Genomic DNA, 25,485 nt, shown 5'->3' with positions numbered 1-25,485 from the left:
GCCAAACGCACGCTGAGGCGTGCGCGCTGTCTGACCGTGAGGCGCAAGTGGTACGGCTACTGCTGTCCGGCCTCCGGGTGCCCCTGATCGCTCGGCAGCTCTACCTGTCGCCCGACCTGCGCAACGACCGAGCCCGCGACATCATCGACCTGCTACTGCTGCGCGACCTGGTAAATGCAGAACAGTCGCCCACTGCTGACGAACTAAGACAAGCATGCCTCTCGTTGTTCCAGGCACGAGCCGCGGAAGCCCGGGAGCTAGGTCGCCCGGAACGCAGCTGGCCACCCATAGCGATTGCCCACGAGCACTGGTCCCGGGACTACTCGATGGCCGCGACAGCAGGTGGCGTCACTGTTCCCCTCGCGGACGCGATCAGCGAACTCAACACTTGGATCGCCCTGATAGACGCGGCCGGGTAACCACGCTGGTCTGCCAGAGCGTCCGGGGCCAGGATGCGGAATGACTTGATTGGGACGGTTGGCGTCTTGACTCCGCGGCAAGGGTGCAGGCGGATGACGAAGTCGTTGAGGGCAGTTGTGAAGACTGCGGACAGGATGATCTTCTGGTGCCGAATGGTGGCCGGGGTTACGCCACGGGTGACCATGTCGATGACCCATTCACGGACGTGGATGGGCAGGATGTCGGCCATCTTCATCGGCCCGAACCATGGGATGATGTGCCGGTCGAGGTTGTAGTGGTACGACTGCCGGGTCGTGGGCTCCATGACGTGGTTCGGCAACCACGCGGTGGCGACGTAATCCGCGAATGGTCGCTGTCCTGCTCGAAGGTCACCTGGATGTCCGGACTGTTGGAGCGACTCGGCGTTGCGCCAGGCCGCGTCGGCTGCTTTCTTGCTGGCGAAGGTGCCGGCGGAGCGGCGTCGGCCGCGGAGATCGTCGTAGTACGCGGTGTAGCGGATGTCACCGTTGCCGATGATGCGTTTGCGACTCTGGCCCATTGTTTTCCTCAACTGTGCTCGTGACCCTCTGATGACCCCGCACGGCGCGCCACGAGCCGTCATGAGGCGGCATTAAATGGCACTGAATTCCCTATAAAATAAGGCTATTACCGCTACGAGTACGATGCAACAGGGGACCGGTTAACGGCTCATAACCCAGAGGTCGGAGGTTCAAATCCTGTCCCCGCTACCAAATTCAGGCTCGGAATCTACGGATTCCGAGCCTGAAAGCATTTAGAGATTTGATCCAGTGCCCACTTACGGCGAGTTATCCGGACTGGCGCAGGTTCGCCGCAGGCGGTGGCCTCCCATTGCTCGCTGAGCGCGTGACGCTGACGGCTCGCTGGTCGGTGTCTCCATGTCTGACGGCGCTACGCCGCTTGGCTGCTCGCCTCGGCCGTGAAGCGGTCTACGACGCCGTCCAGCCGGATTGCCACCTCCGCCAGAACCCGCCGGCGACGTTCACCGACGTTCTCGGCATGATCGTGCGAACTGCGTAAACGCGATCGGAGGTCAGCCGGCCCTATCCCTTGACGCGCCTGGTCTCGTACGCCCACATCGCGACCTCGACGCGGTTGCGGGCACCGAGCTTGTTCATCAGCGCGGCGACATGGGTCTTCACCGTGCTCAGGGTGATGTACAGCTCGTCGGCGATCTCGGCGTTGGTGCGGCCGCGGGCGACGGTGAGTAGCACTTCTTCCTCGCGTTCGGTGAGCGGCTCGATCGGCTGGGTCGGCGGGGAGGCTCGCTCCAGGCCAGCCAGCGTGGTGAGCAGGCGGCGGGTGATGTCGGGTGAGATGAGCGCGTCGCCGTTCGCGGCTGCGTGGATCGCCTGGACCAGTAGCTCGGGCCCGGCGTCCTTGAGGAGGAAGCCTCGGGCGCCGGCCTTGAGGGCGCCATGGATGTACTCGTCGAGATCGAAGGTCGTGATGACCACGATGGCCAGGGGGTTCTCGACGCCTGGGCCAGCGAGCTGGCGGGTGGCCTCGACGCCGTCGATGCCGGGCATCCGGATGTCGAAGAGGCAGACGTCGGGACGCAGCTCGCGGGCCACGGCCACCGCCTCGTGACCGTCCGTTGCCTCGCCGACGACCTCGATCCCGGGCTGCGCGTTGAGGATCATGGTGAGCCCGGTGCGGACCAGGAGCTGGTCGTCGGCGACCACCACCCGGATGGTCATCGCGGCACCTCCCGCGGGAGAGTCGCCTCGACGGTCCAACCGCCGGCCGGGTCCGGCCCGGCCTGACAGGCGCCGCCGAGCAGCTTGGCTCGTTCTGCCATACCGAGCAGGCCGTAGCCCACGGTGGTCGCGGGGCGGGCTGCTTGTCCGTCGTCGTGCACACGCAACCGTACGACGCCGACGTCGCCGGTGACCCCCACGGTGACCGCCGTGGCGTTCAGCGAATGCCGGATCGCGTTGGTGACCGACTCCTGACAGATCCGGTAGACCGCCACCTCCACCGGTTGCGGCAGGCCAGCGAGGTCGCCGCCGCGGTGCACCTGCACCACGGGGCTCATCCGGGTCAGCTCGTCCAGTTCGCTGATGCCCCGCGGCGGCGCGTAGTCGACCGCCTCGCCGTCGCGGAGCACCCGGACCATCGTGCGCATCTCGTGCAAGGTCCGCGACGCTTCCGCCTCGATCACTGCCAGCGCCCCGACCGCCGAAGCCGGGTCGGTGGCTGCCACCGCCCGCCCCGCCTGGGCCTGGATCGCGATGGCCGACACGTGGTGCGCGACGGTGTCGTGCAACTCGCGGGCGAGCTCACCGCGCTCGAGCGTCCGGGCCTGCTGCACCTCGCGCTGGCGCGCAACCGCGCGGTAGCGCATCGCGGCCCCGAGGGCGAACGCCGCGACCAGCACGGTGGTGCCACCGATCACGTCCTCGAGGGTCTCGCTGGTCGCGAGACCCAGGCCGGCCGGTACGGCGACGATCGCCGTACCGACCAGCGCCTCGGGGCCCGAAGCCCAGCGGTACAAGGCGTAAGGCAACAGCAGGACGCCGATCATGGAGTAGAGCCCCGCATCGGCGACGTCGTCGACGATCATCGGGATGTGCAGCACCATCGCGCCGCCGAAGCCGACCGCGGTCGCCAGGAGTGGATGAGTACGCCGCCAGAGCAGGGCCGGGATCACCAGGAGCGCGACCACGGTGGCCAAGGGCCGCGCCGATACGTCGGGGCGGAAGATCGCCTCGCCCGCGGCCGTGACCAGCAAGGCGCCGACCAGGGCCCAGTCCCACCACACCCGCGCTGGCGGGTCCGGGGCACGGGGCTCGGCAAGGATCGAGCGGATGAAGGAGGCGAACACCTCCCCAGCCTAGAGAGCGGTGACGCTCGTCGTACGGGGCACAAGCATGAGCCGCTTCTCGTCCTTTCGGCCGAGGAGTCCCCCACTCCAAGGCCCGATGTGCCTCGCTCGCCGCCGGGTCACCGTGTAGGCATGTCGAATCTCCTCTACCGGCTCGGCCGGTCTGCTGCCACCCGGCCCTGGGTCGCCATCGGCGCCTGGGTCGTCCTCGCGCTCGTCGTCATCGCCTCCTCCGCTGCCTTCGGGCGCGCTCTCGAGGAGAGCTTCGAGGCACCCGGCCTCGACTCCTACCACGCTGCGGCGCTGCTCGCCGAGGCCCAGGCTGACGAGGGCGGGATCACCGCCCACGTCGTACTCGAAGCCCAGGACGCTGCGGCGCAGCTGGCGCCGGTGGAGGCCGCTCTCGAGGCACTCCCGCGCGTGCTCAGGACGACCAGCAACGTCTCGCCGGACGGCGCCATCGCACTCGTGCGCGTGCAGTACCCCGCGATCGAGCACCTCGATTCCTCCGACCTGAACAACCTCAAGGACGCCGTCGCCGACCTGCGTGACGAGTCGTCGCTGACGCTGGAGACCGGAGGCGATCTGTTCTTCGCGTTCGAGGAAGCACCCACCGGGCTCGGCGAGGTCGCGGGGATCGTCGTCGCGATGATCGTCCTGCTGATCGCCTTCGGCTCCTTCGTCGCGATGGGGCTGCCTATCGGGATGGCGCTGTTCGGTCTGGTCATCGGCGTCACCTCGATGAAGCTGGTGACGTACCTGATCGACATCCCGATGTGGGCGCCGCAGCTTGCGGCCATGGTCGGGCTCGGCGTCGGTATCGACTACGCGCTCTTCCTGGTCACCCGGCACCGCGAGCACCTGGCCCTGGGGATGCCGGTCGCCGAAGCGGCCGGCCGAGCCCTGGCAACAGCAGGACAGGCGGTGATCTTCGCCGGCGGCACGGTCGTCGTGGCGATCCTCGGGTTGCTCGTCGCGGGGATCCCGTTCGTGACCGGTGGTGGGGTCGCCATCTCCGCGATGGTGCTCGTGATGGTGCTCGCTTCGGTCACCTTGCTGCCGGCACTTCTCGGCCTGGCGGGGCACCGGATCAACGGACGCCGGCGCACGCCGCACCGGCCGAGCACCGGCTGGTACCGGTGGGGCGCTCACGTGACCCGCAACGCGACGGCGTACCTGGTCGGCGGAGCGGTCCTCATGATCGCCCTGGCCGCACCCGTTCTCGCGCTCAACCTGGGCTTCCCCGACGACGGGACCAAGCCCGAGTCTAGGACCGAACGCCTTGCCTACGACCTGATCGCCGACGGGTTCGGCCCCGGGGCCAACGGGCTGCTGGTGATCGCGGTCGACATCTCCCAGGGCGGGTCCGTCGTGGCACCGCTGGCCGCGGCGATGGCAGCCGACCCGGGCATCACCTCGGTCGGCGACCCGACCATCGATCTCACCGCAGGCGTGGCGACCCTGGTGGCGCAGCCGACCACGTCGCCCCAGGACGAAGCCACCCAGGAGACCGTCGCGAGGCTTCGCGGCGAGGTCTTCCCGACGGTGCTCGACGGCACCGCGGCGACCGCCCATGTCGGCGGTCAGACTGCCACCTTCGCCGACCTCGGTGACCGGGTGCAGGAGCGGATGCTGCGCTTCGTGGTGGCCGTGCTGCTGCTGTCGTTCCTCTTGCTCACGGTGCTGTTCCGGTCGGTACTGGTGCCGCTGAAGGCGGTCGTGCTGAACCTGCTGAGCGTCGGCGCGGCGTACGGCGTGCTCGTCATGGTCTTCCAGTGGGGCTGGGCGGCCGGCCTGATCGGCGTGGAGTCGACGGTGCCGATCGTGTCGTTCATCCCGCTGTTCATGTTCGCGATCCTGTTCGGTCTCTCCATGGACTACGAGGTGTTCCTGCTGTCGCGGGTGCGCGAGGAGTACCGCCGCCACGGCGACAACACCCGCGCGGTCATCGCGGGGATCGCCGGCACCGGGCGCACCATCACCGCAGCCGCGCTGATCATGGTGGCGGTCTTCTCGGGCTTCGTCCTGGGCAGTGACCCGGTGGTGAAGATGATGGGAGTGGGACTGGCCACGGCGATCTTCCTCGACGCGACCGTCGTACGCCTGGTGCTCGTCCCGGCCACCATGAAGCTTCTGGGCGACGCGAACTGGTGGCTGCCAGGGTGGCTGGATCGGCTGCTGCCGGAGTTGGACTCTGCGCCGGTGGAGAAGCCGGTGGAGGTAGCGGTAGGCCTATCGCCGCTGGCTTCCTAGGGCCGGTGGTGTCTAGGCTGCGCCTCACGACAACACTGCGTGGCTCGCCTAGGCGGGAACATTGCGTGGTTCGCCTAGGCGGGAACATTGCGTGGCTCGCCTAGGCGGGAACATTGCGTGGCTCGCCTAGGCGGGAACACTGCGTGGCTCGCCTAAGCGGGGCCAGGGAAACGACGAGGTGCAAGATCGACGCCGGAGCACTCCAAGAGCGGTATACGACGGCGCCTGATCACTCGACGCTGCAACGTCAGGAGTCAGAAGCGCGCTAAGCCGCGACGCGGATGCGTCATATCGCCGCGACGAACCCGCTGGCCAGCGACTTCATGTCCCTCACCGTCGGGCATCACGTTCGGCGGCGAGCAGATCGCCGACCGGCTCCCGGGTGCACCATGTGGTCAAGGCGTTCAACACCGTCATGGCAGCCACCCTCGCCGCGCCGGAATTCGGCGGGGTCATCCAGCTTGCCTACGGCCAAGGTCTCGGGACCGGCATCGGCCTGCGCCTGGCGAGGGCGCGACCGCAGACGTGGTCCCGCGGACGCGCGTCGCAGGTGCGGGATGGACTCTCCGAGGCGCGAGCCGGAATTGAGGCCTGCGGTCTAGGAATCGACTTTGACCAGTGCGGCAACTATTCGGTCGACGTGCGTGCGGAACGCCCGCCCCTGTGGCAGCAAGTCCGGGGTCGCGTGAGCCAGCTGGACGTGGCCGAGGTAAGCCGTGTAGGCGAGGAGGGCATGGTCGCGAGCGCGAGCCTGGGAGAGACCGAGCGCGGAGTACAGCCCGCTGAGTGCGGCGATGCGGCGGCTGGTGACCCGCTGAAGGGCTGGCGCAACCAACGGGTGGGAGGCGCTTGCCTGGAGTGCCAGCTCGATGGAGCCGGCACCTTCAGCGGCGTCCCGCTGAACCGACAAGAGAGCCACTTGCACCAGATTGCGCAGTCTCGTCGCCCCGTCCTGTGTCTCGTCGATCCCGGCCAAGACCTGGTCGGTGTTGCGGCGCTCCCATAGCTCGAGTGCGGCTTGGAGCAGTGCGTTCCGATCGGCGAAGTGCCAGTAGAAACTTCCTTTTGTCGCGCCCAGGGACTTGGCGAGCGGCTCGACAGCCACTGCCGCCACGCCCCCACGCGCGAGGGCGTCGAGCGCCGCCTCGGTCCAGTCTTCGGAGGACAACAGTCTGCGCTTCCCAGATGCCATGGCCATACGCTACCGTACGGGTCACTGCCTCCATACGGAGGCGTATGGAGGAGCCGCAGATGATCACTCACATCCAGTCTCGGCGGTCGGGTGCCGAGTATCTGCAGCACCGCTGCGTTCGGCGGGCTCGCTCGCCTCGCCCCTACCAGGTTTCGTTGCCGAGTTCGCCGCTGCTCGCTCATGCGCTGCCGCACGTCGATTGGTCGGATGCTTTCGCCGTCAAGGTCCTGAGAGATGCGCCGCGTCGCGGCCCCCAGGAGTGGGCCGACGCCGTTTTCCACGGGCCACCGCCTTGGATCCGGGTGTTGTTCGGGGTGCGCGAGTTGCTGGTTCGCGTGGTCGGCATCGAACGCGGCGGCAGACACGTCTTCGACACCCTGTCGAGGACGGCCGACGAGGTACTGCTGGGGGTCGATCAAAGTCACCTGAGCTTCCGCGCATCGGTGCTTGTCGAGCGTAACCGCGTTGTGGTCACCACACTCGTCCAGTTGCGTAGCCGACGCGGAGCCGCGTACTTCGCGCTGGTCCGCAGGATCCACCCGCTCGTTGTCCGCAGCATGCTGGCGCGAGCGGCACGCGCGTTGGCAGTCCCAACACTCACCAACACAAACCCGGCGGTCCTGCGCCTCTGCAGACCTGCCGCAACGAGCGTCCCGTGCCACGGCGCACAATCACAGGAGAACTGATGAAGATCGACACCCGAGAGCGCACCTACGCCTGGCAGGATCCCACGCCTACTCTTGTCGCCGGCGCCACCCAGGACGGTCTCACCCTCCTGCGTGCTATCGGCGCAGGGACGCTACCGGTTCCTCCGATTCTGAACACCTTGGCCATCGAGCCGGTCGAGGCAGAGGACGGCAAAGTCACCTTCACACTGGACCCCGAAGAGTTCCACCTCAACCCGTTCGGAATGATCCACGGTGGCGTACTTGCCGCCATGCTGGACACCGCCATGGGGTGTGCAGTGCACTCGCTGCTGCCGGCCGCGGTGGGCTACGTGACCTCCGAGATGAACGTCCGGTTCCTGCGCCCGGCGCGGCTGTCGAGCGGACGTCTCCTGTGCACCGGCGAGGTCGTCCATCCGGGCAAGAACACCATGATCGCCTCGGCCCGCGTCGTCGACGCCGACCAGCGAGTCATTGCCATCGCTGGCTGCACCTGCAATCTCCGCAGGCCCTGATGTCCACATCTGCGGCACCGCGAGTGTCCATGACCCGTAGAGCCACAGGCCGCCTTGTGGGTGGGCTCTTCATCTCCGCCTTCTTCCTCTATGGCGGCGCTATTTTCCTCGACTTCTCCTCCACCGGCGACGCCCCGGCAGTCCCCGAGAACGCCGATTCGCTCGGACAGCTCTGTGCAGGCGCGACACTGCTGCTCCTCAACTCGGTCGCTGTCGTCACGATCGGTGCGCTGGCGTTCCAGGTCTTGCGGCGTGAGCACCGCCGTACCGCCAACACCTATCTCGCCACCCGTATCGTGGAGGCGGTGCTGTTGGCCCTCGCGCCGCTGGGCACGCTAAGCCTGGTGCTGTTCGACTGGGGGAGTGCGGACACGGCGAACGTTGATGACTCTGAGCTATCCGGCCTGGCACGGACCTTCGTCGAAAACAGTGAGTCCGCGTACTCGGTCGCGATGACAGCGCTGGGCATCGGGAGCATCTTCTTCTGCTGGACGCTGCTGAAGTCCGGTTTGCTGCCGCGTTTCCTGGCCACGTACGGGATCGCGGGTTACGCGATCTTCGCCCTGGGAAGTGTCCTGGAACTTTCTGGGTACGGGGTCGGGCTCGCGATGTCGATTCCCGGCGGACTGTTCGAGGTCGCGGCCGGCTCCTTCCTGCTGGTCAAGGGGTTCCGAGGTGTGATGCCGGACAGCGCCCCCTCGACTCAGAACACCGGCAGGCCACCGCACCTCCCGAGGCCGGCCCGGACATCGTTGCTACAAGCGTCCGGAACTCAGGCGCGCAATGAGCATCACGAGGATCTGCAACGTCCACGAGCGCCGGATCGCAGCTGACCCCGAACGGGTGGAGGACCTCTCGATGACGCTGTCAGGTCCCGGTGATCGGCTGTGGCCCGCCGAGGTACCCCCTTGCGGTTCGATGGGCCCTTGGTGGTCGGCGTCCGCGGTCGTCATGGACCGATCCATTACGAGCTGACAGCTCTGGAACCCACCGCTGGCAACCTGGTGGGTCTCGGTGGGTCAAGAGCCTGTTGGCGATGGGCGCGAAGAGACCTCGCCCTGGCGACTATCTCCGCTTCCCATGGACCGACTCCACGGCAGCGACAGCAATCTGGGCAGCGGGTGCCGCGCGTGACCAGCCACCGCTTCCCATCACCCTCGTTCGGCCCCTTCGGCCCCGCGCCGACAGCGCAGGCGCTGCCGAATCGCAAAGGATGAAAGATGAACATCTCAATCGCTCGTGGCATCGCTTGGGCGCTAGCTGCCACCGCCGCCTATGTCGGGCTCTGGGCCATGGCCTGGCCCCACTCCTTCTTCACCAGCTTCCCAGGGTTCGGACAATCCTGGGTCGCGCCACTGGGGCCGTTCAACGAGCACCTCGTCAGAGACGTGGGCGGCTTGTACGTCGCGCTCCTGGTCTTTTCCGGATGGGCCGCTGTGAAAGGGGACCCCGGCGTCCTTCGCGTCCTCGGCTGGGCCTGGCTCGCCTTCGGACTGCCACACCTCGCGTTCCACGCCACCCATCGGCACGGGTTCTCCATCGTCGAGTGGTCAGCCAGCTTGGCCCCCCTCACGTTCACCGCCCTCGGCGCCGCCATCCTCGTGCTGCTACGCAGCAATGGCAGTGCCACAGCAGGACACCCCACCCCCAAGAAGGAGAAGATCCGATGAAGACGATCGCAATTGCAGGCGGCACCGGCTGGGTCGGTCGCCGAGTTGTCGAGAGCGTGCGTCGCCTCGGCGCCGAGCCGATCGTCATCGCCCGATCGAAGGGGATCGACCTGACCACCGGAACTGGGCTCGACCAGGCCCTCGAGGGCGTGGACGACGTCATCGACGTCACCAACATCGTCACCCAGAACCGCCGCCGCGCCACCGCGTTCTTCGAGACCTCGACCCGCCACCTGCTCGACGCCGAGAAGCGCCACGGGGTCAAACATCACGTGCTGCTCTCGATCGTCGGGATCGACCGTGTCGGTCTGGGCTACTACCAAGCCAAGCTCGCACAGGAGGACCTCGTACGTCAGGGTCCCGTCCCGTGGACCATCCTGCGCGCAACCCAGTTCCACGAGTTCGCCGCGCAAATGCTAGGCGGCGGCCCCGTCGCAGTAGTCCCCTCGATGCTCAGCCAACCCGTGGCCGCCCAAGACGTCGCCAACGAGCTGGTCCGCCTCGCAACCGCCCCGCCCGTTGGTATGGCGGCAGAACTCGCCGGCCCCCGAGAGGAACGAGTCCCGGACATGGCACGCCGCCTCGCGTCCGCCCGAGGTCATCAGCCACTCGTGATCACCCTGCCGCTGCCAGGAGCCACCGGACGGGTCATGCGCACCGGGGCCCTCCTGCCGACTAACACTGGACCACGCGGAACCCAGACGTTCGACCAGTGGCTCCAGGAATCCACATGACGGCACGTGGCTCTCACGACCGAAGGAAACCAATGACCACCGAGGCGACAGCGCGACGAACCAAGGACCGACCCGATCGACCCCGCGTTGCCATCGTCCTCGCGATCGGCCTGCTGATCGTGGTGGCATTTCAAGCCGCGCTGACGCTCGGGGCGCCGTTCGGCGTGGCCGCCATGGGTGGAACGAACCCGGGGAGCCTTCCTGGCGCGGTACGGCTCGTGACCGGTCTCGCCGCTCTCGTCTGGTTCTTGGCCGCCTTGGTCGTGCTGGCAAGGGGTGGTCGTGCCCTCGTTCCTGTGCCGCCGGCGGTCGCTCGGGTCGGAACCTGGGTGCTCGTTGGGCTCCTAGGGCTGGGTGCGTTGATGAACTTCGCCTCTTCCAGCCCTTGGGAGCGCTTTGGCTGGGGGCCGTTCACCCTCATCATGTTCGGACTCTGCCTCGCCCTCGCGAAGAGTGGCCCCTTGGCGCACCCCGCCCCGCGACAGTGAACGCGAAGCGCTGCGCCGTGCCCCGCCGAGGGACTAGCGCACCCGGCGTTGCAGAGACCACCTGATGCACCAGTGCTGATCGAATAATGACCCCGTGGTGCTGATTGAAATTGGACCCCTGCGCGACAGGGCTTGGAGAGGGGCGCGCCTGACACGGCTGCGCCGGGGAACACGACCGACGCCGTCCCGGCTTGAATCACCTCGCCTTTCACGCCGGCGACCGCAGCCACGTCGACGACATCGTCAACCATGCCGTGAACAACGGTTGGACTCTGTTGTTCGCGGACCAGCATCCGCATGCAGGTGGACCCGACCACTACGCCGCCTACCTCACTAATACCGATGGCTATCAAGTCGAACTCGTCGCCAACCCCGTATGACGACAGGCGGCGCCGGGCCGCTGGCTATCCGCCTCCCCTTAGCCCGAAGCCGGAATTGAGAACGAGATAGAGATCATCGACCGTCCGACATCCGGGCAGCTCCCAACCTGGCAGCTGTCCTGCGGGGTAGTAGCGGTCGTCCCACAGCCCTGCCGCAGTGGGCTCTAGACCTGAGCCAATCATATTGGTATGGTCGATATGTCCGTTTGGGAACAGCTCAGGCGGAACCAGCACCTGGCAGGAGGTGATTCGTGATGAAGAAGCTTGCCTACCGGCTTGCGGCCGCCCTCGGCTTGGGCAGTGGCGACCCGCTCACCACGCCGTACATCTATTACTAGACCCAGTCCGTCAGGGCCTACCGCAGCCCCGGCCTGTGCACAGGCCGGGGCTTCGGCGTCCGCACTTCACCCTTGGCTCCGGCCTCACCGGCGGCCCGAAGGAGCACCCATGCGGGAAGGACGCCTCACTCCTGCGCCGACGCTCCCTCCCGGACCGTCAACCCTGCTTCCCGGACCGTCCACCCTGCCTCCCGGAGCGTCCACCCTGCCTCCCGGACCGCGCGGCGGGCGCTTCTCCGGCACCCGGCCCGAGTACGCCGCTGACCCCCTCAGCTTCCTGGTCCGCTGCGCGGCCGAGTACGGCGACGTGGTCCGGATCGCGCCGAGCAATTACCTGGTCGTCCACCCGCGCGACATCGCGACCGTTCTGGTGGACCGGCAGGGCGCGTTCGTGAAGATCCGGCCGGGCGTACGCCGCCGCTCCCACGCCGGTTTCCCGCGGGCCATGATGAACAGCGAGGGCGATGACTGGCGCGTCAAGCGCCAGCGGCTGTCGCCGGCCTTCGCCCGCGAGCAGGTGCTGCGCCATGCCGGCGCCGTCGAGGAGGAGACCTCGCGGGCAGTGGCGTCATGGCAGCAGGGCCAGGTCATCGACGTCCACCAGGCCATGTCTGACCTCACGCTCCGGATCGGCACCCGGGCCCTGCTGGGCGCGCCGCTCGGCGACGGCGCCGCGGCCGTCAAGGCGGCAGTCGATGCGATCATGCGGCTGACCGCCACCCCGTTCCGCTTCCCGGCCTGGGTCCCGACGCCGACGAACCGGCAGCTGGCACGTTCCCTCGGCAGGCTGGACGGGTTGCTCGGAAGTCTCGTCGAGAACGCGGACGCGGGTCGCCAGGAGCGCAATGCCCTGGCCCTACTCCTCGACGAGGATCCCGCCCTCAGCGCTGCCGCGGTGCGCGACGAGCTGGCGACGCTGATCATGTCCGGCTACGAGACCACCGCCGACGCGCTCACCTGGACGCTGTATCTGCTGGGAACGCACCCTCAGCTCGAAGCACGGCTCAGGCAGAGCCTCGCCGACGAGGACGAGCCGTCGTTGCTCGACGCCGTTCTCAAGGAGTCCATGCGCCTCTACCCGCCGGCTTGGGTCACCAGCCGGGTCGCGGTCAAGGAGAGCCGGCTCGGGGACTTCGACGTCCCGGCCGGGACGACCGTGGCGGTCAGCCAGTGGGTCACCCACCGGGACGGGCGCTGGTACCCCGACCCGGAGCGATTCCTCCCCGAGCGCTGGTTCGGCGAGCCGCCGCCGCGCCACGCGTTCATCCCGTACGGCTCCGGGCCGCGCGCGTGCATCGGCGCCGCCCTCGCGACCCAGGAGCTGGCCGGAATCCTCCGCTGCCTCCTGCGGAAAACCCGCCTGAGCCTGGTCGGGGCCGACGCGGTGCGACCGCGCCCCGCCCTCGCCCTGCAGCCCCTGGGCGTCCGCGCGCGCGTCGACGACACCCGTGGTGGCCGACCCGGACCGCAGGCGCTGTGAACCGGCGCCCGAGCGAGCTGCCGCCCCCGGTTGTCGAACCGCAGCCCCCGGTTGTCGTGCTGTCACCCCACCTCGACGACGCGGTCCTGAGCTGCTTCGCCGTGCTGTCCCGCCAGGGCACGGCCACGACCGTCGTGACCGTGTTCGCCGGCGTCCCCGGGCCCGGGACAGTGGGCAGATGGGACGCTTCGCAGGGTGTCTCGCGCTCCGACGAGTACCTGGCCGAACGCGCCGCCGACGACCTCGACGTGATGGCCGGTCTCGGGGTCCGGGCGGTGCACCTTCCGCTGCTCGACGAGCAGTACCGCACGAGCCGGCTGACCACCCGGTCACTCGCCCGGCGCCTCGAGCAGCACGTCGAAGGGGCGGACGTCCATGCCCCGGCCGGCTTCGGACAGCACCCGGACCACGTCCTCGTTCGCGACGCCGCACTGCGCGCCTTCACCGGCATGGCGAGCCTGCGCCTCTACGCGGACCTGCCGTACGCAGCCGACCAGGGCTGGCCGCTGGAGTGTCGGGACGGCTCCTGCGGACGCGACCTGCCCGAGACCCTCCCCGGCATCGCCTCCCGTCCGCGCGTGACAGGCTGCGAGCACGAAGCCCTGACGGCCGAGACCGCCTCGGCCAAGCTGCGGTGCCTGGCGAGGTACCGCAGCCAGTTCCCGCTGCTGGACGGCCCCTCCGGAGAGTTGCGCCGCCGTGCCGTCGACCGCTTCGAAGCCCGCTGGACCGTCGGCGAGGACGTCGGCAGATGAGGATCGCTTTTCTCAACGTCGCCGCGGCCGGTCACATCAACCCGACACTCCCCATCGCCGCGCAGCTGCAGGCCGACGGCGCGCGCGTTGCCTACTTCGTGCCCCCGGGCGCCCAGCACCGCAGCGCTCCGGGCATCGACTTCCGGCCCATCCTCGATCCGGTCACGGTGGCCACCGGCGGCGCGTCCGACCGGGCCGAGATCCTGGTGCAGGCTCTGACCGCGGCGCAGCAGTGCCTTCCCGAGCTGGTGGACGCCGTCGCCGCGGTCCGGGCGGACGCCCTGGTCTATGACCGCTCCGCGCCCTGGGGCCGTTGGGTGGCGCAGCGCCTGAGCATCCCGTCGATCCAGGTCCTGACGACCTACGCCCTGCGAGCCGAGTCAGCACCCACCAGGATCGGCGCCGCGGGCTTCGACAGGCCCGGCCGGGAGCTGCGAAGGGCGCTGCGCGGCTACGCCCGGTCCGTCGAGGCGAACGCGGGTCATGGCCTGACGAGCCTGCGTCCGCAGGACGTCTTCGTGGCCGGCGACCGGCACAACATCGTCACCGTCGCCAGGGCGCTGCAAGCCGACGCCGACGACTTCGACGACTCATACACCTTCGTCGGCCCCTGCCTTCCCAGGACGCTTCCCCGGCGAGCAGCAGCGACGCGGACAGCCTTCGTCTCCACCGGATCCGTGCTGCCCGGCGACGCCGGACTGATGCAGGCCTGCCTGAGCGCCTTTCCGCCGGAGGACTGGGAGGTCGTCCTGGCCGTCGGCGCGGCAGCCCCCGAACTCAGCCGGCTGGCGCCCGCTAACTGGACCGTCCAGGCGCAGGTGGACCAGCTGGACGTCCTCGCGCGCGCGAGCGTGTTCGTCACCCACGGAGGCATGAACTCGGTCCAGGAAGCCGCGTTCCTCGGGGTGCCGCTCGTCGTCGTGCCGAGGACCCCCGAGAACCAGCGGACCGCGGCGCGGGTGGAGACCCTGGGCCTGGGCCTGGCCGTCGCACTCGACCGACTTGACGGTGAAGCCCTGCGGCGCGCGGCTCGAGCGGCCCAGGCCCCCGCCGTCGCGCGAGGACTGCAGGACTTCGCCGAGCACTGCAGGCAGTCCGGCGGGACGCGACGCGCCTGCGAGGTGATCGTCGCGGCGGCCACGGGCAGCGGCGGCGCAGCCGAGAGACGGCAGCCTTCCATCCACCACTGTCTGACAGGAGGAGCCATGACCGGGACATCGCAGGCAGTGGTGGGGGCGGTCGGCGCGCTGCAGTCCTCGCACCGGTTCCGGTCCCTGCCGAAGGACTGCGGGCAGGACGACCATCCGGGGGTCGACGAGGTCGAGGGCTGGCGGGACTGGTCGTCCTTCGAGCCGACGCCTGACCAGCGCAGGATCGAGGCGTGGCTGGCAAAGCTCGTCGGGTCCGAGGACAGGCTGTTGCACGTCGGAGTCGGCGGCTCCCAGCTCGCGCAGGCCTTCGCGTCCCGGACGCGGGAGATCGTCGGCATCACGATCTCGCCCGGCGAGGTGCGCCGGGGGAACGCGCTGGGGCTGGACAACTACCGCCTGCTCCTGCGGAACAAGTACCAGCCCTGGGCCGACGCGCCGCGCCCGCTGGACGTCGTCATCGACAACAACCTCACGACCTTCGCGTGCTGCCTCACGCACGTCCTCACCATGCTCGACTGGTACTCGACCTCGCTGGCCCCTACGGGATTCCTGCTCACCGACCGGGTCGGCCTGGGCTGGGTGGTCTCCGCTGACGGTGGCGATCCGGCGTGGGGCTTGGACCTGGCAGCGCTCAGGATCCTCGCCGGGTCACTCGGCTTGACGGTCCTCGATCTGGACGGCGACGTCTACGCCGTAGCCACCCCCGGCGGAGCCGCCAGGTTGAGCCGGCGCGCCGTCCGGCGTCCTGCGATCGCAACAGCGGCCGCGGGCGATCGGAACGGCCGCCCGGAGGCCGTTCTGCCGCCGGGGTAGCCCGCACGAGCGGATGGCCTAGCCTGCCGGCCACGCGGGCCTGGGTGCACGCGGTCTGAGTTCAGGCGGGACTTCAGATCTCTGAGGTCGGACCGCAGGACATGTGCCTCGTCAACGTCACAGTCTGGCCGCTGGAGTCACTGACGTTCAGAGTGACCCTGAAGGCTTTGCCGTATGTGCAATGACCTTGAACCCGAACTTCGAAGCGGTCGCCGGCGAAGTCATGTCCGATGGTTATCTGATTGATGGAGGCCCAGCTATTACTGGTTGAGCCGGTAGCGGTAAAGGGAGCAGTGCCTCCGGTGAACTCGTCGAAGCACTGAAATGTGTTACTGCCAGAACTCCAACAACCCGCTCCGCCGACGCGTTGCATGGTGCCAGCCGCAGCTGCGGTGACGGGGCTGCTCAGCAGCACGGTTGCTAGGGCGATACCGGCTGCCGCAACACGGACGAGATTTCTCATGGCGGCAGCGTAGGCCGCATGGGGGCAGTATGTCGAGATTGCATGTTAGATGCATTTGCGCCTGTGTTGGGTCGCAGCTCGCTGGACCTGGTGAGGGACCCTGGACGGCACGGTTCGAGCCTGGTCAGCGGGTGTGCGCAAGCCGTCCCGCTAGGGTCGGCACCACGATCGCCGCGGCGACGATGTGCAGCGCGATCAGGGTGGCGGCGGTGGCGGTGTCGAAGCCGAACGTCACGTCCGGGACGAAGGACAGCACGGTCAGGGCGAGGGCCGTCCGCACGAACGTGGCCCGCGGCCGACGCGCCCGGCGCGCCAGGACGGCGGCGATGCCGACGCCGATGAGGGAGAAGAACAGCGTCAACTGCGCGAACCCGGCGAGCGGGATGCTCGCGCCGGTGCTGTCGGCGAACGAGACCCCGGCGGCCGACGCGACCGCCGCGAGGGCGGTGGTGGCGACCGAGGCCGCGACGGCCGCGGCGACGCCGTGCTTCCAGACCGGCTGCCGCTCGGCCGCCGCAGCCGGTGCGCCGGAGATCGGGCGGGTGCGGACCTGCGCGGTGGGAACCTGGGTGGTGGGGACCTGGGCGGTGATGGCCTGCGTGGTGGTGGACATGTCGGGCTCCGTTTCCTCGGCGGATCACCCGGTGTGACCCGCTCACACCACGTTCACGAACGAGCGGGTACGGATTCGACAGGTCGCGAGAAAAATTTTCGGCAAGACATCCGGTGGCAGGTTGTCGTATCGGCGCGATGCCGTTCGTGGTGAAGTGGAAGGCGGTCATGGGGACCGCCCGGAACTGAGGAGAAGTGGGATGACGCAGTACCTGTTATCCGTGCACGGCCCCGTCGAGAGGGAGGAGTACGGCAACTACGGCTCCAAGGAGGCGATGGAGGCGGCGTTCGCCGCGACCGAAGCCTTCAATGACAAGCTTCGCGCCGAGGGCTACTGGGTCTTCGCCGGCGGGCTCAAGTCGGCGTCCACCGCGACCGTCGTCGACGGCCAGGGTGAGACGCCGGTGATGACCGACGGTCCCTACCTCGAGACCAAAGAGGTCATCGGGGGTTTCTGGATCATCGACGCGCCCGACCTCGACGTGGCGCTCAAGCTCGCGGCCGAGGGGTCCAAGGCCTGCCAGGGCAAGGTCGAGGTCCGTCCGTTCGACGGCCTCGCCTGAGCCGGCCCGAACGACTGATCGGCGGACGGGTATGGGTATCGACCGCCCCGGCGATCACAACACATACGCGTCGATGCGGAGCGAAACGGCGGCCGTAGAGCGGGTCTTCCGCGAGGAGTACGGCCGCCTGATCGCCTCGCTCGTCCGCCGCTTCGGTGACATCGACATCGCGGAGGAAGCGGCGGGCGAGGCGCTGGTGACCGCGCTGGTGAAATGGCCGGAGTCCGGTGTGCCTCCCAACGCCGGCGGCTGGCTCACCACCACCGCGAGCAACCGCGCGATCGACCGGATCCGCCGCGAGAAGCAGCGCGACGCCAAGCACCAGGCGGCATTGATGTACCACGACGACACCCCCCACGAGCCCACCGGGCCCGTCGAGGACGACCGATTGCGGCTGCTGTTCACCTGCTGCCACCCGGCGCTGCCACCGGAGGCGCGGATCGCGCTGACGCTCCGCCTCCTCGGCGGGTTGACCGTGGCCGAGATCGCCCAGGCGTTCCTGGTGCCCGAGACCACGATGGCGCAGCGGATCACCCGGGCAAAGAAGAAGATCGCGGCGGCGAAGGTGCCCTACCGGGTGCCCGAGGCCACCGACCTTCCCGAGCGGCTCGGCGGCGTGCTGGCGGTGCTGTTCCTGGTGTTCAACGAGGGCTACCTCGCCACCGGCGACGGCGAACCGGTGCGCGCCGAGCTCACGGGCGAGGCCATCCGGCTGACCCGGATCTTGCGACAACTGCTCCCCGGGGAGCCGGAGGTGACCGGTCTGCTCGGGCTGCTGCTGCTCACCGAGGCCCGGCGGGAGGCCCGCGTCCGCGACGGTCAGCTGGTCCCGCTGGGCGAGCAGGATCGCGCCGGCTGGGACCGCGGGCTGATCGCCGAGGGGCACGGCCTGGTCCGCGAGTGCCTCGCGATCAACCGGCCGGGCCGCTACCAAATCCTGGCCGCGATCAACGCCGTCCACACCGACGCCCCCACCGCCGCGGACACGGACTGGTCGCAGGTGGTCGCGCTGTATGACCAGCTGACCCGGCTGGACCCGTCGCCGATCGTCGCGCTCAACCGCGCGGTCGCGGTCGCGGAGCTGGACGGCCCGCAGGTCGCCCTCACCCTGGTCGACCGCCTGCCTCTCACGGGCTACCACGCATGGCGCGTCGCCCGCGCGGACTTCCTCCGCAGGCTCGGCCGGACCGCCGAAGCGAAGGACGCTTACGACGCCGCCATCGCCGTCACCCAGAACTCCGCCGAACGTGCCTACCTGAGCAGGAAGCGCGGCGAGCTGGTCTGAGCGGTCTCATCATTCGGCAGCGTCTGCCGGTCGTGGGTCTCGACGTGGTGGGCGCGTGATCGGGGCGCGTCGACGCCATGAGCGACGGCGGGTAGATCACCATGAGCACTCTCACGGCCGGGCGACGAGCCCGTGCTCCACGGCATGGCGCAGCATCGCGTCGGTGTCGTCGGCCAGGACGTAGGGCACGCCGGCCTCGGCGAGCAGCCGTCCGGCCTGCTCGGCCCGCTCGTCGCTGACCGTGCCCGCCGCGCCCGCGCGGCGGATGTAGACCGCGGCGACCCGACCGGGGTGCTCGGCGCAGAAGTCGGCGTAGATGGCCGGGTCCTGCTGGCCGCTGTCGCCGATGAGCACGAAGCGGCTGTGCGGCAGCGCCTGCGCCAGCTGTCGCAGGCTGGACAGCTTGTGCGTGCGGGTGCTGACCCGCAGCAGGCCGTCCGCGCCGGGGCCCCAGTCGGTCAGCACCAGCGGCCCGTCCGGGAACCGGTGCCGCACCAGGAACCCCTGCAGGAAGCCGACCAGGTTCCACGGGCTGGTCGAGAGATAGAAGAACGGCCGCTCGACCGTTCCCGGCGGGCCCTGCGCCAGCGCGCGGTACAGCTCCGGAGCGCCGGTCAGCGGGACGCGGGTCGACTGCTCCAGCAGCAGCATCGTTCTCAGGGTGGCGGCCAAGCCATGGGCGATGCCCGAGTCGACGATGGTGTCATCGACATCGCTGACCACAGCCAGGTCGGCCGCCGGGTCGGGCACGTGCACCGTCCCGTAGGCGGGCGCGCCGGTCGGCTGCACCGGGGTGAGGGTCACCCGGTGCCGTCCCGGCGTCAGCCGAACACCCTCGAACCGCACCTGGACGTAGCCCTCGTGGTCGGCGCGCACCACCAACTCGTGCTCCTCGAAGGTGACCCGCACCCGCGCTCCGGGCACCTCGACGCTGAGGAACGGCAGCAGGTTGGCGCGCAGCACCGCCCACCTGCTCGCCCGGGCGGCGCCGGTGCGAGCCGGCGCCTCGACGAGCACCCGCCCGCCCAACTGGGCCCAGTCGCCGGTCCCGTAGCCCGAGAAGGGATGGATGCGCACCGGCCGCCCCAGGCGCAGCAGCAGCCAGGCGAGCTTCCGCTCGGCGGCCTCGAAGGCGAGCAGCAGCGAATGCAGCCCGGCCCGCAGCCCGCCCACTACCTGCCGCGGCCGGAACGGCATTCGAACCGGCGTCGACCGCGGCGGCGTCACAGGTACCGGACTGGGGTCGGTGGACACCCGACGAGCCTATCCACGCGCACCGACGGGGGAACCTGTGGCATCGACTCGTCGCCTCCGTCGATGTGCCAGGGTGGAGCCATGGCCTCCTACTCGCTCAACCAAGCCGCCGTGGAGCACGCCCGGCAGCTGATCGATCGGCGGCAGTACGTCCTCGACAGCGACTGGGGCGAGGTCCAACCGAACGCCGCGGCCCAAAACGACTACCTCGCCAAGCACGACTGGACGGAGTACGCCGCCTGGCACCTGGGGCTCACCGACGGCGCCAACGATGAGACCAAAGCCCGGTACGCCTTCGGCTACGGCGACTTCCGCCGGGTCCACCGGTCCGGACTGATCGCCTGCGTCTACCGCGCGTCGGAGTGGCGGCACAAGAAGGTCGAACTCGCCGCGCACGACCTGCTGCAACACTTGGACGCGACCGCGGGATGACCGCGGCCCGAAGTCGCCGGCGCCGCAGCCGGCACGTCACAGGCAAGATGAGGGGTGGATGGGGACATCGCGACGACCTCAACCGTTGAGCCGGCTGTGAACAGCTGCCGGTGTCCCGCACTCTGCTACCGCCTCGGGACGCCGTAGTGGCCCTGGCCCTCAGCGGTGTGGCCTGTGTCATCCTGCTCACGCTCGGCACCGCGTTGTTCGTGGCGGCCGAGTTCAGCCTGGTGGCGGCCGACCGCGCGGAACTGGACCTCGCCGCGAAGGCGGATGACCGGGCCGCGCAGCGAGCGCTGGCCGCGGTGCGCACGCTGTCCTTCCAGCTGTCGGGAGCCCAACTCGGCATCACGATCACCACGTTGCTGGTCGGCTTCCTCGCCGAGCCTTCCATCACCACGCTGCTGCGGCCGGCGCTGAGCGCGGCGGGCCTGCCCGAGGCGGCTGCTGACTTGCTGGGCGTCGTCGTGGCGCTGACCCTAGCCACGCTGCTGCAGATGGTACTGGGTGAACTCGTTCCCAAGAATTGGGCCATCGCGCGGCCCACGCCGGTCGCGCGCACCGTCGCCGCCCCGATGGCAGTGTTCACCACGACGTTCCGGCCTCTGATCGCGGCGTGCAACGGGCTGGCGAACATCATCGTCCGCGGCCTGGGAATCGAACCGCAGGAGGAGTTGCGCTCGGCGCGTTCGGCCGCTGAGCTCGGCAGTCTCGTGCAGAGTTCAGCGAACCAGGGCACGCTGCCCGGGGAGACCGCGCGGCTCATCGCCCGTTCGCTCAACTTCGGCGACCGCGTCGCCGGGCATGTCATGACTCCCCGGACCCAGATCATCAGCGTGGCCGAAACCACCTCCCTGGCAGACCTGCTCGCCGCCAGCCAGGCCTCAGGCCATTCCCGCTTTCCGATCGCCTCCACAGCTGGAGGCCGGCAGGACGTCGATGACATCACCCACATCGTCCATGTCAAGAAGGTCTTCACCGTTCCGGTCGAGGATCGCCCTACCACCTCGGTGTCGGTGATCGCTTCCCTTGTGCCGCAGGTTCCGCAAAGCCTGAACCTGGAACCGCTGCTTGCCCTGCTGCGCCAGCGCGGCCCCCAGATGGCGGTGGTCATCGACGAATACGGCGGCACCGCCGGCATCGTGACTCTCGAGGACGTCGTCGAAGAACTCGTCGGCGACGTCGAGGACGAGCACGACGCCGTGACGATGAGGCACCCCCGCACCGGCGCCACGATCACCGTCTCGGCGAGGCTGCGGATCGATGAGGCCACCCATGTCGCGCCCGGCTTTCCACTGGTCAGCGGACCCTTCGACACCCTGGCCGGCTTGCTGCTGCACCGGCTCGGCCGGCTGGCCCAACCCGGTGATCAGGTCGAGGTCGAGGGCTGGACGGTGATGGCGGCCACCGTGGACGGGCACCGCATCGACACCGTCACCCTCACCCGCCCGACCTCGAACGCCGCCGCCGACGGGGAGAACTCCCCATGACCGCCCTGCTGCTGCTGGCGGCGCTCGGCCTGCTGCTGGGTAACGCGTTCTTCGTCGCCGCCGAGTTCGCCGCTGTCAGCGTCCGGCGCGCCCAGATCGAGCCGCTGGCCGCCACCAGTCGGCGCGCCAGACGGGTGCTGGCCGCCCAGCAGCGCCTGTCACTGCTGCTTGCCGGCGCGCAACTGGGCATCACGCTGTGCTCGCTCGGCCTGGGGGCTGTCGCCGAGCCGGCGGTCGCCGCGCTCTTCGAAGACCTCTTCCACACCCTGGGTGTCCCGGACGGCCTCACCCATCCGCTGGCGTTCGCGATCGCGCTGGTCATCGTGGTCCTGTCGCACATGGTCATCGGAGAGATGGTGCCCAAGAACATCGCGCTGGCGGCGTCCGAACGCGCCGCGCTGCTGCTGGTCCCGGCCCTGGACAGCTTCGTCGCCGCGACCGGGCCCGTTCTCCGCGGCCTCAACGCCTTCGCGAACAGGTGCCTGCGACTCTGTGGGATCGAACCCCAGGACGAGCTGAAAAGCGCCTACACCCACGAGGAACTCGCCGACATCCTCGCCGAATCCCGCGACGAGGGCTACATCGACGCCGCCGAGCACCAACGCCTTTCCAGCGCCCTGCACCTGGCCGAGCGGACGGCGGCCGACGCCACCATCCCGCACGCTGAGCTGGTCACCATCACGACTGCCACCACCACGGGCGAGCTGGAAGCACTCACCGCCGCCACCGGTTATTCCCGCTTTCCGGTTCGCGACCACAGCGACCACGGCGCGCTGCTCGGCTTCGTCCACATCAAGGACGTCCTCACCGGAGCGCATGACCCCAGCCGACCGTGGCCGGTCCACAAGTTGCACCGCATGCCGCCGATTCCCGCCGACAGCCCGTTGCCGGACGTCATCACCGCTCTGCGCCGCGCCCGCAGCCATCTCGGACACGTCACCGACGGCGCCACCAGCCTGGGAGTGCTGGCGCTGGAGGACGTCGTGGAGGAGTTCGTCGGCGAGATCTCCGACGCCTCACACACCGGCCCCTAGCTGGCACGTAGCGGGCGCTGGCCGTCTGGCTAGCCGGGCGGTAGCTGGGTGTGCGTCGCGCTGGTCGTCGCGGTGGACACCGCGTCGAGCGTGGAGTCAGACGCGGGCGGCGGCACCGGGGCGGCGGCGGACGGTTCGGTGCGGTCGAGAAACTGCTCGCGGGCATAGCGCACCATCGTGACCACGACGGCGACCAGCGGAACGGCGAGAAAGGCGCCGGTGATGCCGGCCAGCGCGCCGCCGGTGGTGACCGCCAGGATGACCAGCGCCGCGTGCAGGTCAAGGGCCCGCCCGACCAGGATCGGCTGCAGGATGTGCCCCTCCACCTGCTGCACGACCAGTACCAGGACCACCACGATCAGGGCGCTGGTCAGCCCATTGGTGACCAGCGCGACCAGGGCGGCCAACGCGCCGGTGACGAAGGCGCCGATGATCGGGATGAAGGCGCCGAAGAACACCAGCACCGCCAGCGGCAGCGCGAACGGCACTCCCAGGATCGCCAGGCCGATGCCGATCGCGACGGCGTCGACCAGCCCGACGGCGGCCTGGGCCCGGATGAACCCGCTCAGGTTGCCCCAGCTGCGCACCGAGAGCTCGCCCAGGTGGCGACCGGCCCTCGGGCCGACCCAGCGGGTGAGCCAGGGGACGAACTTCGGCCCGTCCTTGAGGAAGAAGAAGCACAGCACCAGCGCGAGCACCCCGTGGACCAGCAGGTGGCCGACGGTGGTGACCCCGCTGAGCACGCTGCCGACGATCGAGCCGGAGTTCGACTGCAGCCGCTCGACGGCCTGGTCGACGTACTCGCTCAGCGCCGCGGCGTCGAGGTTGAACGGAGGGCCGGCGACGTACTCCTCGAGGTCTTCGATCCCGGCGGCCACCGCGTCGGTGAGCTCGGGCCACTCGTCGCTGACCTGGGGCACCAGGATCGCTCCCAGGCCGGCCAGGATTCCCAGCGCGCCGACCAGCGTCAGCAGTGCGGCCACTGCCGGCGGGACGAACCTTCGCAGCAGGCGGGTCACGGGCCAGAGCACCGAGGCGAGCAGCAGCCCGAGCACGATCGGCAGCACCGCGTCCCACAGCTTGCCGAGCACCCATGCCACTACGACCAGGGCTGCCGCGGTGAGCAGCAACCGCAGGCTCCAGGTGGCCACGCTCGCGCCGACCCGTTCGATGACCGCGGTCGATCCGGTGGTGGCAGGACGGCGGTGGTCGGCCGTCGTTTCCGCCGCGACCGGCGCCGGTTCGGCTACCGAAGGCGCTGTGTCTGAACGAGATCGACGGGTGAACATAGGGGGGCACTCCTCAGCTAGGCGGTGCGGGGCTGGACACGGCTTCTCCTCTGGCCACCGCGGCGTCGTGGCTGGCGCGGGCACGTTCGAGCAGTTCCATCAGGGCGGGTTCGTCGCGGACCTTCTGGCGGTACTTCGGGCCCAGGGCGATGATCTGGTCGCGCTCGACCAGCAGCGCGCGGTAGATGCGCTCGCGCTCGGCCGGGTCGGCGGTGTACTCGCTGTCGAGGTAGGCGCCGGCGTGGCGGCGAGCGTTGGTGATGGCGTTCTGGGCCTTGCCCGCGGGGCTGAGCAGGGAGGCCAGGACCGTGACGAGCAGCACGCCGATGATCACCGTCAACGAGAGCGCGGTGCTGATCTCGGTCACCGGCACGGGCTCGCCGTCGTTGATGAACGCCACGTTGTTCTCGTGCAGCGCGTGCAGGATCAGCTTCACGCCGATGAAGCCCAGGATCGCCGCGAGCCCGTAGGAGAGGTAGATGAGCCGGTCCAGCAGCCCGTCGATGAGGAAGAACAGTTGCCGCAGCCCGAGCAGTGAGAACGCGGTGGCGGTGAAGACGATGAAGGTGTTCTGGGTCAGCCCGAAGATGGCCGGGACGGAGTCCAGGGCGAAGAGGATGTCGGTGCCGCCGATGGCCACCATGACCAGCAACATGGGGGTCATCGCGCGCTTGCCCTCATGCACGGTGAACAGCTTGTCGCCGTCGTAGTAGTCGGTGGTGTGGAACACTTTGCGGGCCAGCCGGATGATGAAGTTGTCGGCCGTGTGTGACTCCTCGCCCTCGGGCTTGAGCAGGTTGCCGGCGGTGAGCAGCAGGACCAGGCCGAAGAGGTAGAACACCCAGGCGAAGGACTTGATCAGCGCCGCGCCGATGAAGATGAAGCCGGTGCGCGCGATCAGCGAGAAGACGATGCCGAACAGCAACACCTTCTGCTGGTCCTCACGCGGCACCCGGAAGCTGGTCATGATGATCAGGAAGACGAAGAGGTTGTCGACCGAGAGCGCCTTCTCGGTGACGTAGCCGGCGAAGTACTCCGAACCCGCCGCGCCGCCTCCGAAGACCAGGACGCCCACGCCGAAGAGCAGGGCCAGTCCGACGTAGAGGGCCGACCAGTTCGCCGCCTCGCGCAGGGTGGGGACGTGGGCCTTGCGGACGTGGAAGAAGAAGTCGAACGCCAGCAGCCCGCCGATCGCGGCGATCGTCAGGGCCCAGACGAGGGGTGATGCCTCCACAGGTGCTGCTCCTGCCTAGCTCCGGCCGGGGTGCGGCGCAAGGTTGACCGTGCCCCGGGTCGACCCGGGGCACCCTTCACGGTAGAGGCGTGCGGTCACTGTGTCACAACGCCACCAGTGTGATGGGGAT

Annotated in this window: 25 protein-coding genes; 16 read left to right on the top strand and 9 right to left on the bottom strand. The window is 69.1% G+C overall.

What is annotated here, in order from left to right:
- Positions 1-319: 319 nt before the first annotated feature.
- The 3 genes from VF557_09000 to VF557_08990 all read right to left on the bottom strand — a co-directional run bounded on the left by VF557_09000 (position 320) and on the right by VF557_08990 (position 3,265).
- Positions 320-958: an N-terminal phage integrase SAM-like domain-containing protein gene (locus tag VF557_09000; protein HEX8080335.1), complete on the bottom strand. Its 639-nt coding sequence runs from the start codon at positions 956-958 to the stop codon at positions 320-322.
- Positions 959-1,481: 523 nt separating this feature from the next.
- Positions 1,482-2,138 (bottom strand): response regulator transcription factor, encoded by a 657-nt coding sequence (locus tag VF557_08995; GenBank protein ID HEX8080334.1) that lies wholly within the window; start codon positions 2,136-2,138, stop codon positions 1,482-1,484.
- The gene (locus VF557_08990) at positions 2,135-3,265 is read right to left on the bottom strand and encodes a histidine kinase (GenBank protein ID HEX8080333.1); all 1,131 of its coding nucleotides are present in this window, start codon (positions 3,263-3,265) and stop codon (positions 2,135-2,137) included. The genes VF557_08995 and VF557_08990 overlap by 4 nt, the downstream gene beginning before the upstream one ends.
- A 132-nt stretch (positions 3,266-3,397) precedes the next feature.
- On the opposite strand from VF557_08990, the gene VF557_08985 reads away from it, so the two are divergent.
- Positions 3,398-5,518: an MMPL family transporter gene (locus VF557_08985; protein ID HEX8080332.1), complete on the top strand. Its 2,121-nt coding sequence runs from the start codon at positions 3,398-3,400 to the stop codon at positions 5,516-5,518.
- Positions 5,519-6,116: 598 nt separating this feature from the next.
- On the opposite strand, the gene VF557_08980 is transcribed toward VF557_08985, so the two are convergent.
- Entirely contained in the window at positions 6,117-6,710 is a 594-nt protein-coding gene (locus tag VF557_08980; GenBank protein ID HEX8080331.1) for a TetR/AcrR family transcriptional regulator, read from the bottom strand.
- Positions 6,711-6,769: 59 nt separating this feature from the next.
- Between VF557_08980 and VF557_08975 the strand changes: the two genes are divergently transcribed.
- The 10 genes from VF557_08975 (at position 6,770) to VF557_08930 (ending at position 15,699) form a co-directional block, all read left to right on the top strand.
- Positions 6,770-7,396 carry a DUF2867 domain-containing protein gene (locus VF557_08975; protein ID HEX8080330.1) on the top strand — a complete coding sequence of 209 codons (627 nt, stop codon included), beginning with the start codon at positions 6,770-6,772 and terminating at the stop codon, positions 7,394-7,396.
- On the top strand, positions 7,396-7,890 hold the full coding sequence (locus VF557_08970; protein HEX8080329.1) for a PaaI family thioesterase: 495 nt from the start codon (positions 7,396-7,398) through the stop codon (positions 7,888-7,890). The genes VF557_08975 and VF557_08970 overlap by 1 nt, the downstream gene beginning before the upstream one ends.
- 56 nt (positions 7,891-7,946) lie before the next feature.
- Positions 7,947-8,723, top strand: a complete 777-nt coding sequence (locus tag VF557_08965) for a DUF4386 domain-containing protein (GenBank protein ID HEX8080328.1) — start codon at positions 7,947-7,949, stop codon at positions 8,721-8,723.
- A gap of 387 nt (positions 8,724-9,110) precedes the next feature.
- A complete protein-coding gene (locus VF557_08960) occupies positions 9,111-9,560 on the top strand; it encodes a hypothetical protein (protein ID HEX8080327.1) in 450 nt (149 codons plus the stop codon).
- Positions 9,557-10,294: an NAD(P)H-binding protein gene (locus tag VF557_08955; protein HEX8080326.1), complete on the top strand. Its 738-nt coding sequence runs from the start codon at positions 9,557-9,559 to the stop codon at positions 10,292-10,294. Before VF557_08960 ends, VF557_08955 begins: the two co-directional genes overlap by 4 nt.
- A 32-nt stretch (positions 10,295-10,326) precedes the next feature.
- A complete protein-coding gene (locus VF557_08950; GenBank protein ID HEX8080325.1) occupies positions 10,327-10,782 on the top strand; it encodes a hypothetical protein in 456 nt (151 codons plus the stop codon).
- A gap of 191 nt (positions 10,783-10,973) precedes the next feature.
- The gene (locus tag VF557_08945) at positions 10,974-11,162 is read left to right on the top strand and encodes a hypothetical protein (GenBank protein HEX8080324.1); all 189 of its coding nucleotides are present in this window, start codon (positions 10,974-10,976) and stop codon (positions 11,160-11,162) included.
- A 447-nt stretch (positions 11,163-11,609) separates the two neighbouring features.
- Positions 11,610-12,980, top strand: a complete 1,371-nt coding sequence (locus tag VF557_08940) for a cytochrome P450 (GenBank protein ID HEX8080323.1) — start codon at positions 11,610-11,612, stop codon at positions 12,978-12,980.
- Complete coding sequence (locus VF557_08935) at positions 12,977-13,735, top strand: PIG-L family deacetylase (GenBank protein ID HEX8080322.1); 759 nt, start codon at positions 12,977-12,979, stop codon at positions 13,733-13,735. The genes VF557_08940 and VF557_08935 overlap by 4 nt, the downstream gene beginning before the upstream one ends.
- Positions 13,732-15,699, top strand: coding sequence for a nucleotide disphospho-sugar-binding domain-containing protein (locus tag VF557_08930; protein HEX8080321.1), 1,968 nt, complete (start codon positions 13,732-13,734; stop codon positions 15,697-15,699). Before VF557_08935 ends, VF557_08930 begins: the two co-directional genes overlap by 4 nt.
- A 73-nt stretch (positions 15,700-15,772) precedes the next feature.
- Here the strand turns inward: VF557_08930 and VF557_08925 are convergent, their stop codons facing one another.
- On the bottom strand, positions 15,773-16,162 hold the full coding sequence (locus VF557_08925; protein ID HEX8080320.1) for a hypothetical protein: 390 nt from the start codon (positions 16,160-16,162) through the stop codon (positions 15,773-15,775).
- 124 nt (positions 16,163-16,286) lie between these two features.
- The gene (locus VF557_08920; GenBank protein HEX8080319.1) at positions 16,287-16,775 is read right to left on the bottom strand and encodes a DUF6069 family protein; all 489 of its coding nucleotides are present in this window, start codon (positions 16,773-16,775) and stop codon (positions 16,287-16,289) included.
- A 199-nt stretch (positions 16,776-16,974) separates the two neighbouring features.
- On the opposite strand from VF557_08920, the gene VF557_08915 reads away from it, so the two are divergent.
- Positions 16,975-17,337 (top strand): YciI family protein, encoded by a 363-nt coding sequence (locus tag VF557_08915; GenBank protein ID HEX8080318.1) that lies wholly within the window; start codon positions 16,975-16,977, stop codon positions 17,335-17,337.
- 73 nt (positions 17,338-17,410) lie between these two features.
- Positions 17,411-18,622: a sigma-70 family RNA polymerase sigma factor gene (locus VF557_08910; protein HEX8080317.1), complete on the top strand. Its 1,212-nt coding sequence runs from the start codon at positions 17,411-17,413 to the stop codon at positions 18,620-18,622.
- 111 nt (positions 18,623-18,733) lie between these two features.
- On the opposite strand, the gene VF557_08905 is transcribed toward VF557_08910, so the two are convergent.
- Positions 18,734-19,876, bottom strand: a complete 1,143-nt coding sequence (locus tag VF557_08905) for a phosphatase domain-containing protein (protein HEX8080316.1) — start codon at positions 19,874-19,876, stop codon at positions 18,734-18,736.
- Positions 19,877-19,957: 81 nt separating this feature from the next.
- Here VF557_08905 and VF557_08900 point away from each other — a divergent pair, with 81 nt between their 5' ends.
- The 3 genes from VF557_08900 to VF557_08890 all read left to right on the top strand — a co-directional run bounded on the left by VF557_08900 (position 19,958) and on the right by VF557_08890 (position 22,832).
- A complete protein-coding gene (locus VF557_08900) occupies positions 19,958-20,308 on the top strand; it encodes a hypothetical protein (GenBank protein ID HEX8080315.1) in 351 nt (116 codons plus the stop codon).
- Positions 20,309-20,418: 110 nt separating this feature from the next.
- Positions 20,419-21,798, top strand: a complete 1,380-nt coding sequence (locus VF557_08895) for a hemolysin family protein (protein ID HEX8080314.1) — start codon at positions 20,419-20,421, stop codon at positions 21,796-21,798.
- On the top strand, positions 21,795-22,832 hold the full coding sequence (locus VF557_08890) for a hemolysin family protein (GenBank protein HEX8080313.1): 1,038 nt from the start codon (positions 21,795-21,797) through the stop codon (positions 22,830-22,832). Before VF557_08895 ends, VF557_08890 begins: the two co-directional genes overlap by 4 nt.
- A 29-nt stretch (positions 22,833-22,861) precedes the next feature.
- Here the strand turns inward: VF557_08890 and VF557_08885 are convergent, their stop codons facing one another.
- Together VF557_08885 and VF557_08880 are read right to left on the bottom strand one after the other, a co-directional pair.
- Complete coding sequence (locus VF557_08885) at positions 22,862-24,121, bottom strand: AI-2E family transporter (GenBank protein HEX8080312.1); 1,260 nt, start codon at positions 24,119-24,121, stop codon at positions 22,862-22,864.
- A gap of 13 nt (positions 24,122-24,134) precedes the next feature.
- Entirely contained in the window at positions 24,135-25,355 is a 1,221-nt protein-coding gene (locus VF557_08880) for a TerC family protein (GenBank protein HEX8080311.1), read from the bottom strand.
- Positions 25,356-25,485: the final 130 nt, after the last annotated feature.

This window comes from Jatrophihabitans sp. (genome assembly GCA_036389035.1).
In the GTDB taxonomy this organism is placed as follows: Bacteria; Actinomycetota; Actinomycetes; order Mycobacteriales; family Jatrophihabitantaceae; genus Jatrophihabitans_A.
This window is presented reverse-complemented; position numbering and strand designations above follow the sequence as displayed.

What these genes read in the sequence shown, in the direction of transcription:
- VF557_08940 (HEX8080323.1), top strand. Translation starts at nt 11,610, where the DNA reads ATGCGGGAAGGACGCCTCACTCCTGCGCCGACGCTCCCTCCCGGACCG.
- VF557_08985 (HEX8080332.1), top strand. Translation starts at nt 3,398, where the DNA reads ATGTCGAATCTCCTCTACCGGCTCGGCCGGTCTGCTGCCACCCGGCCC.
- VF557_08920 (HEX8080319.1), bottom strand. Translation starts at nt 16,775, where the DNA reads ATGTCCACCACCACGCAGGCCATCACCGCCCAGGTCCCCACCACCCAG.
- VF557_08995 (HEX8080334.1), bottom strand. Translation starts at nt 2,138, where the DNA reads ATGACCATCCGGGTGGTGGTCGCCGACGACCAGCTCCTGGTCCGCACC.
- VF557_08980 (HEX8080331.1), bottom strand. Translation starts at nt 6,710, where the DNA reads ATGGCATCTGGGAAGCGCAGACTGTTGTCCTCCGAAGACTGGACCGAG.
- VF557_08950 (HEX8080325.1), top strand. Translation starts at nt 10,327, where the DNA reads ATGACCACCGAGGCGACAGCGCGACGAACCAAGGACCGACCCGATCGA.
- VF557_08915 (HEX8080318.1), top strand. Translation starts at nt 16,975, where the DNA reads ATGACGCAGTACCTGTTATCCGTGCACGGCCCCGTCGAGAGGGAGGAG.
- VF557_08885 (HEX8080312.1), bottom strand. Translation starts at nt 24,121, where the DNA reads ATGTTCACCCGTCGATCTCGTTCAGACACAGCGCCTTCGGTAGCCGAA.
- VF557_08910 (HEX8080317.1), top strand. Translation starts at nt 17,411, where the DNA reads ATGCGGAGCGAAACGGCGGCCGTAGAGCGGGTCTTCCGCGAGGAGTAC.
- VF557_08890 (HEX8080313.1), top strand. Translation starts at nt 21,795, where the DNA reads ATGACCGCCCTGCTGCTGCTGGCGGCGCTCGGCCTGCTGCTGGGTAAC.
- VF557_08960 (HEX8080327.1), top strand. Translation starts at nt 9,111, where the DNA reads ATGAACATCTCAATCGCTCGTGGCATCGCTTGGGCGCTAGCTGCCACC.
- VF557_08955 (HEX8080326.1), top strand. Translation starts at nt 9,557, where the DNA reads ATGAAGACGATCGCAATTGCAGGCGGCACCGGCTGGGTCGGTCGCCGA.
- VF557_08900 (HEX8080315.1), top strand. Translation starts at nt 19,958, where the DNA reads ATGGCCTCCTACTCGCTCAACCAAGCCGCCGTGGAGCACGCCCGGCAG.
- VF557_08925 (HEX8080320.1), bottom strand. Translation starts at nt 16,162, where the DNA reads ATGAGAAATCTCGTCCGTGTTGCGGCAGCCGGTATCGCCCTAGCAACC.
- VF557_08970 (HEX8080329.1), top strand. Translation starts at nt 7,396, where the DNA reads ATGAAGATCGACACCCGAGAGCGCACCTACGCCTGGCAGGATCCCACG.
- VF557_08930 (HEX8080321.1), top strand. Translation starts at nt 13,732, where the DNA reads ATGAGGATCGCTTTTCTCAACGTCGCCGCGGCCGGTCACATCAACCCG.
- VF557_09000 (HEX8080335.1), bottom strand. Translation starts at nt 958, where the DNA reads ATGGGCCAGAGTCGCAAACGCATCATCGGCAACGGTGACATCCGCTAC.
- VF557_08975 (HEX8080330.1), top strand. Translation starts at nt 6,770, where the DNA reads ATGATCACTCACATCCAGTCTCGGCGGTCGGGTGCCGAGTATCTGCAG.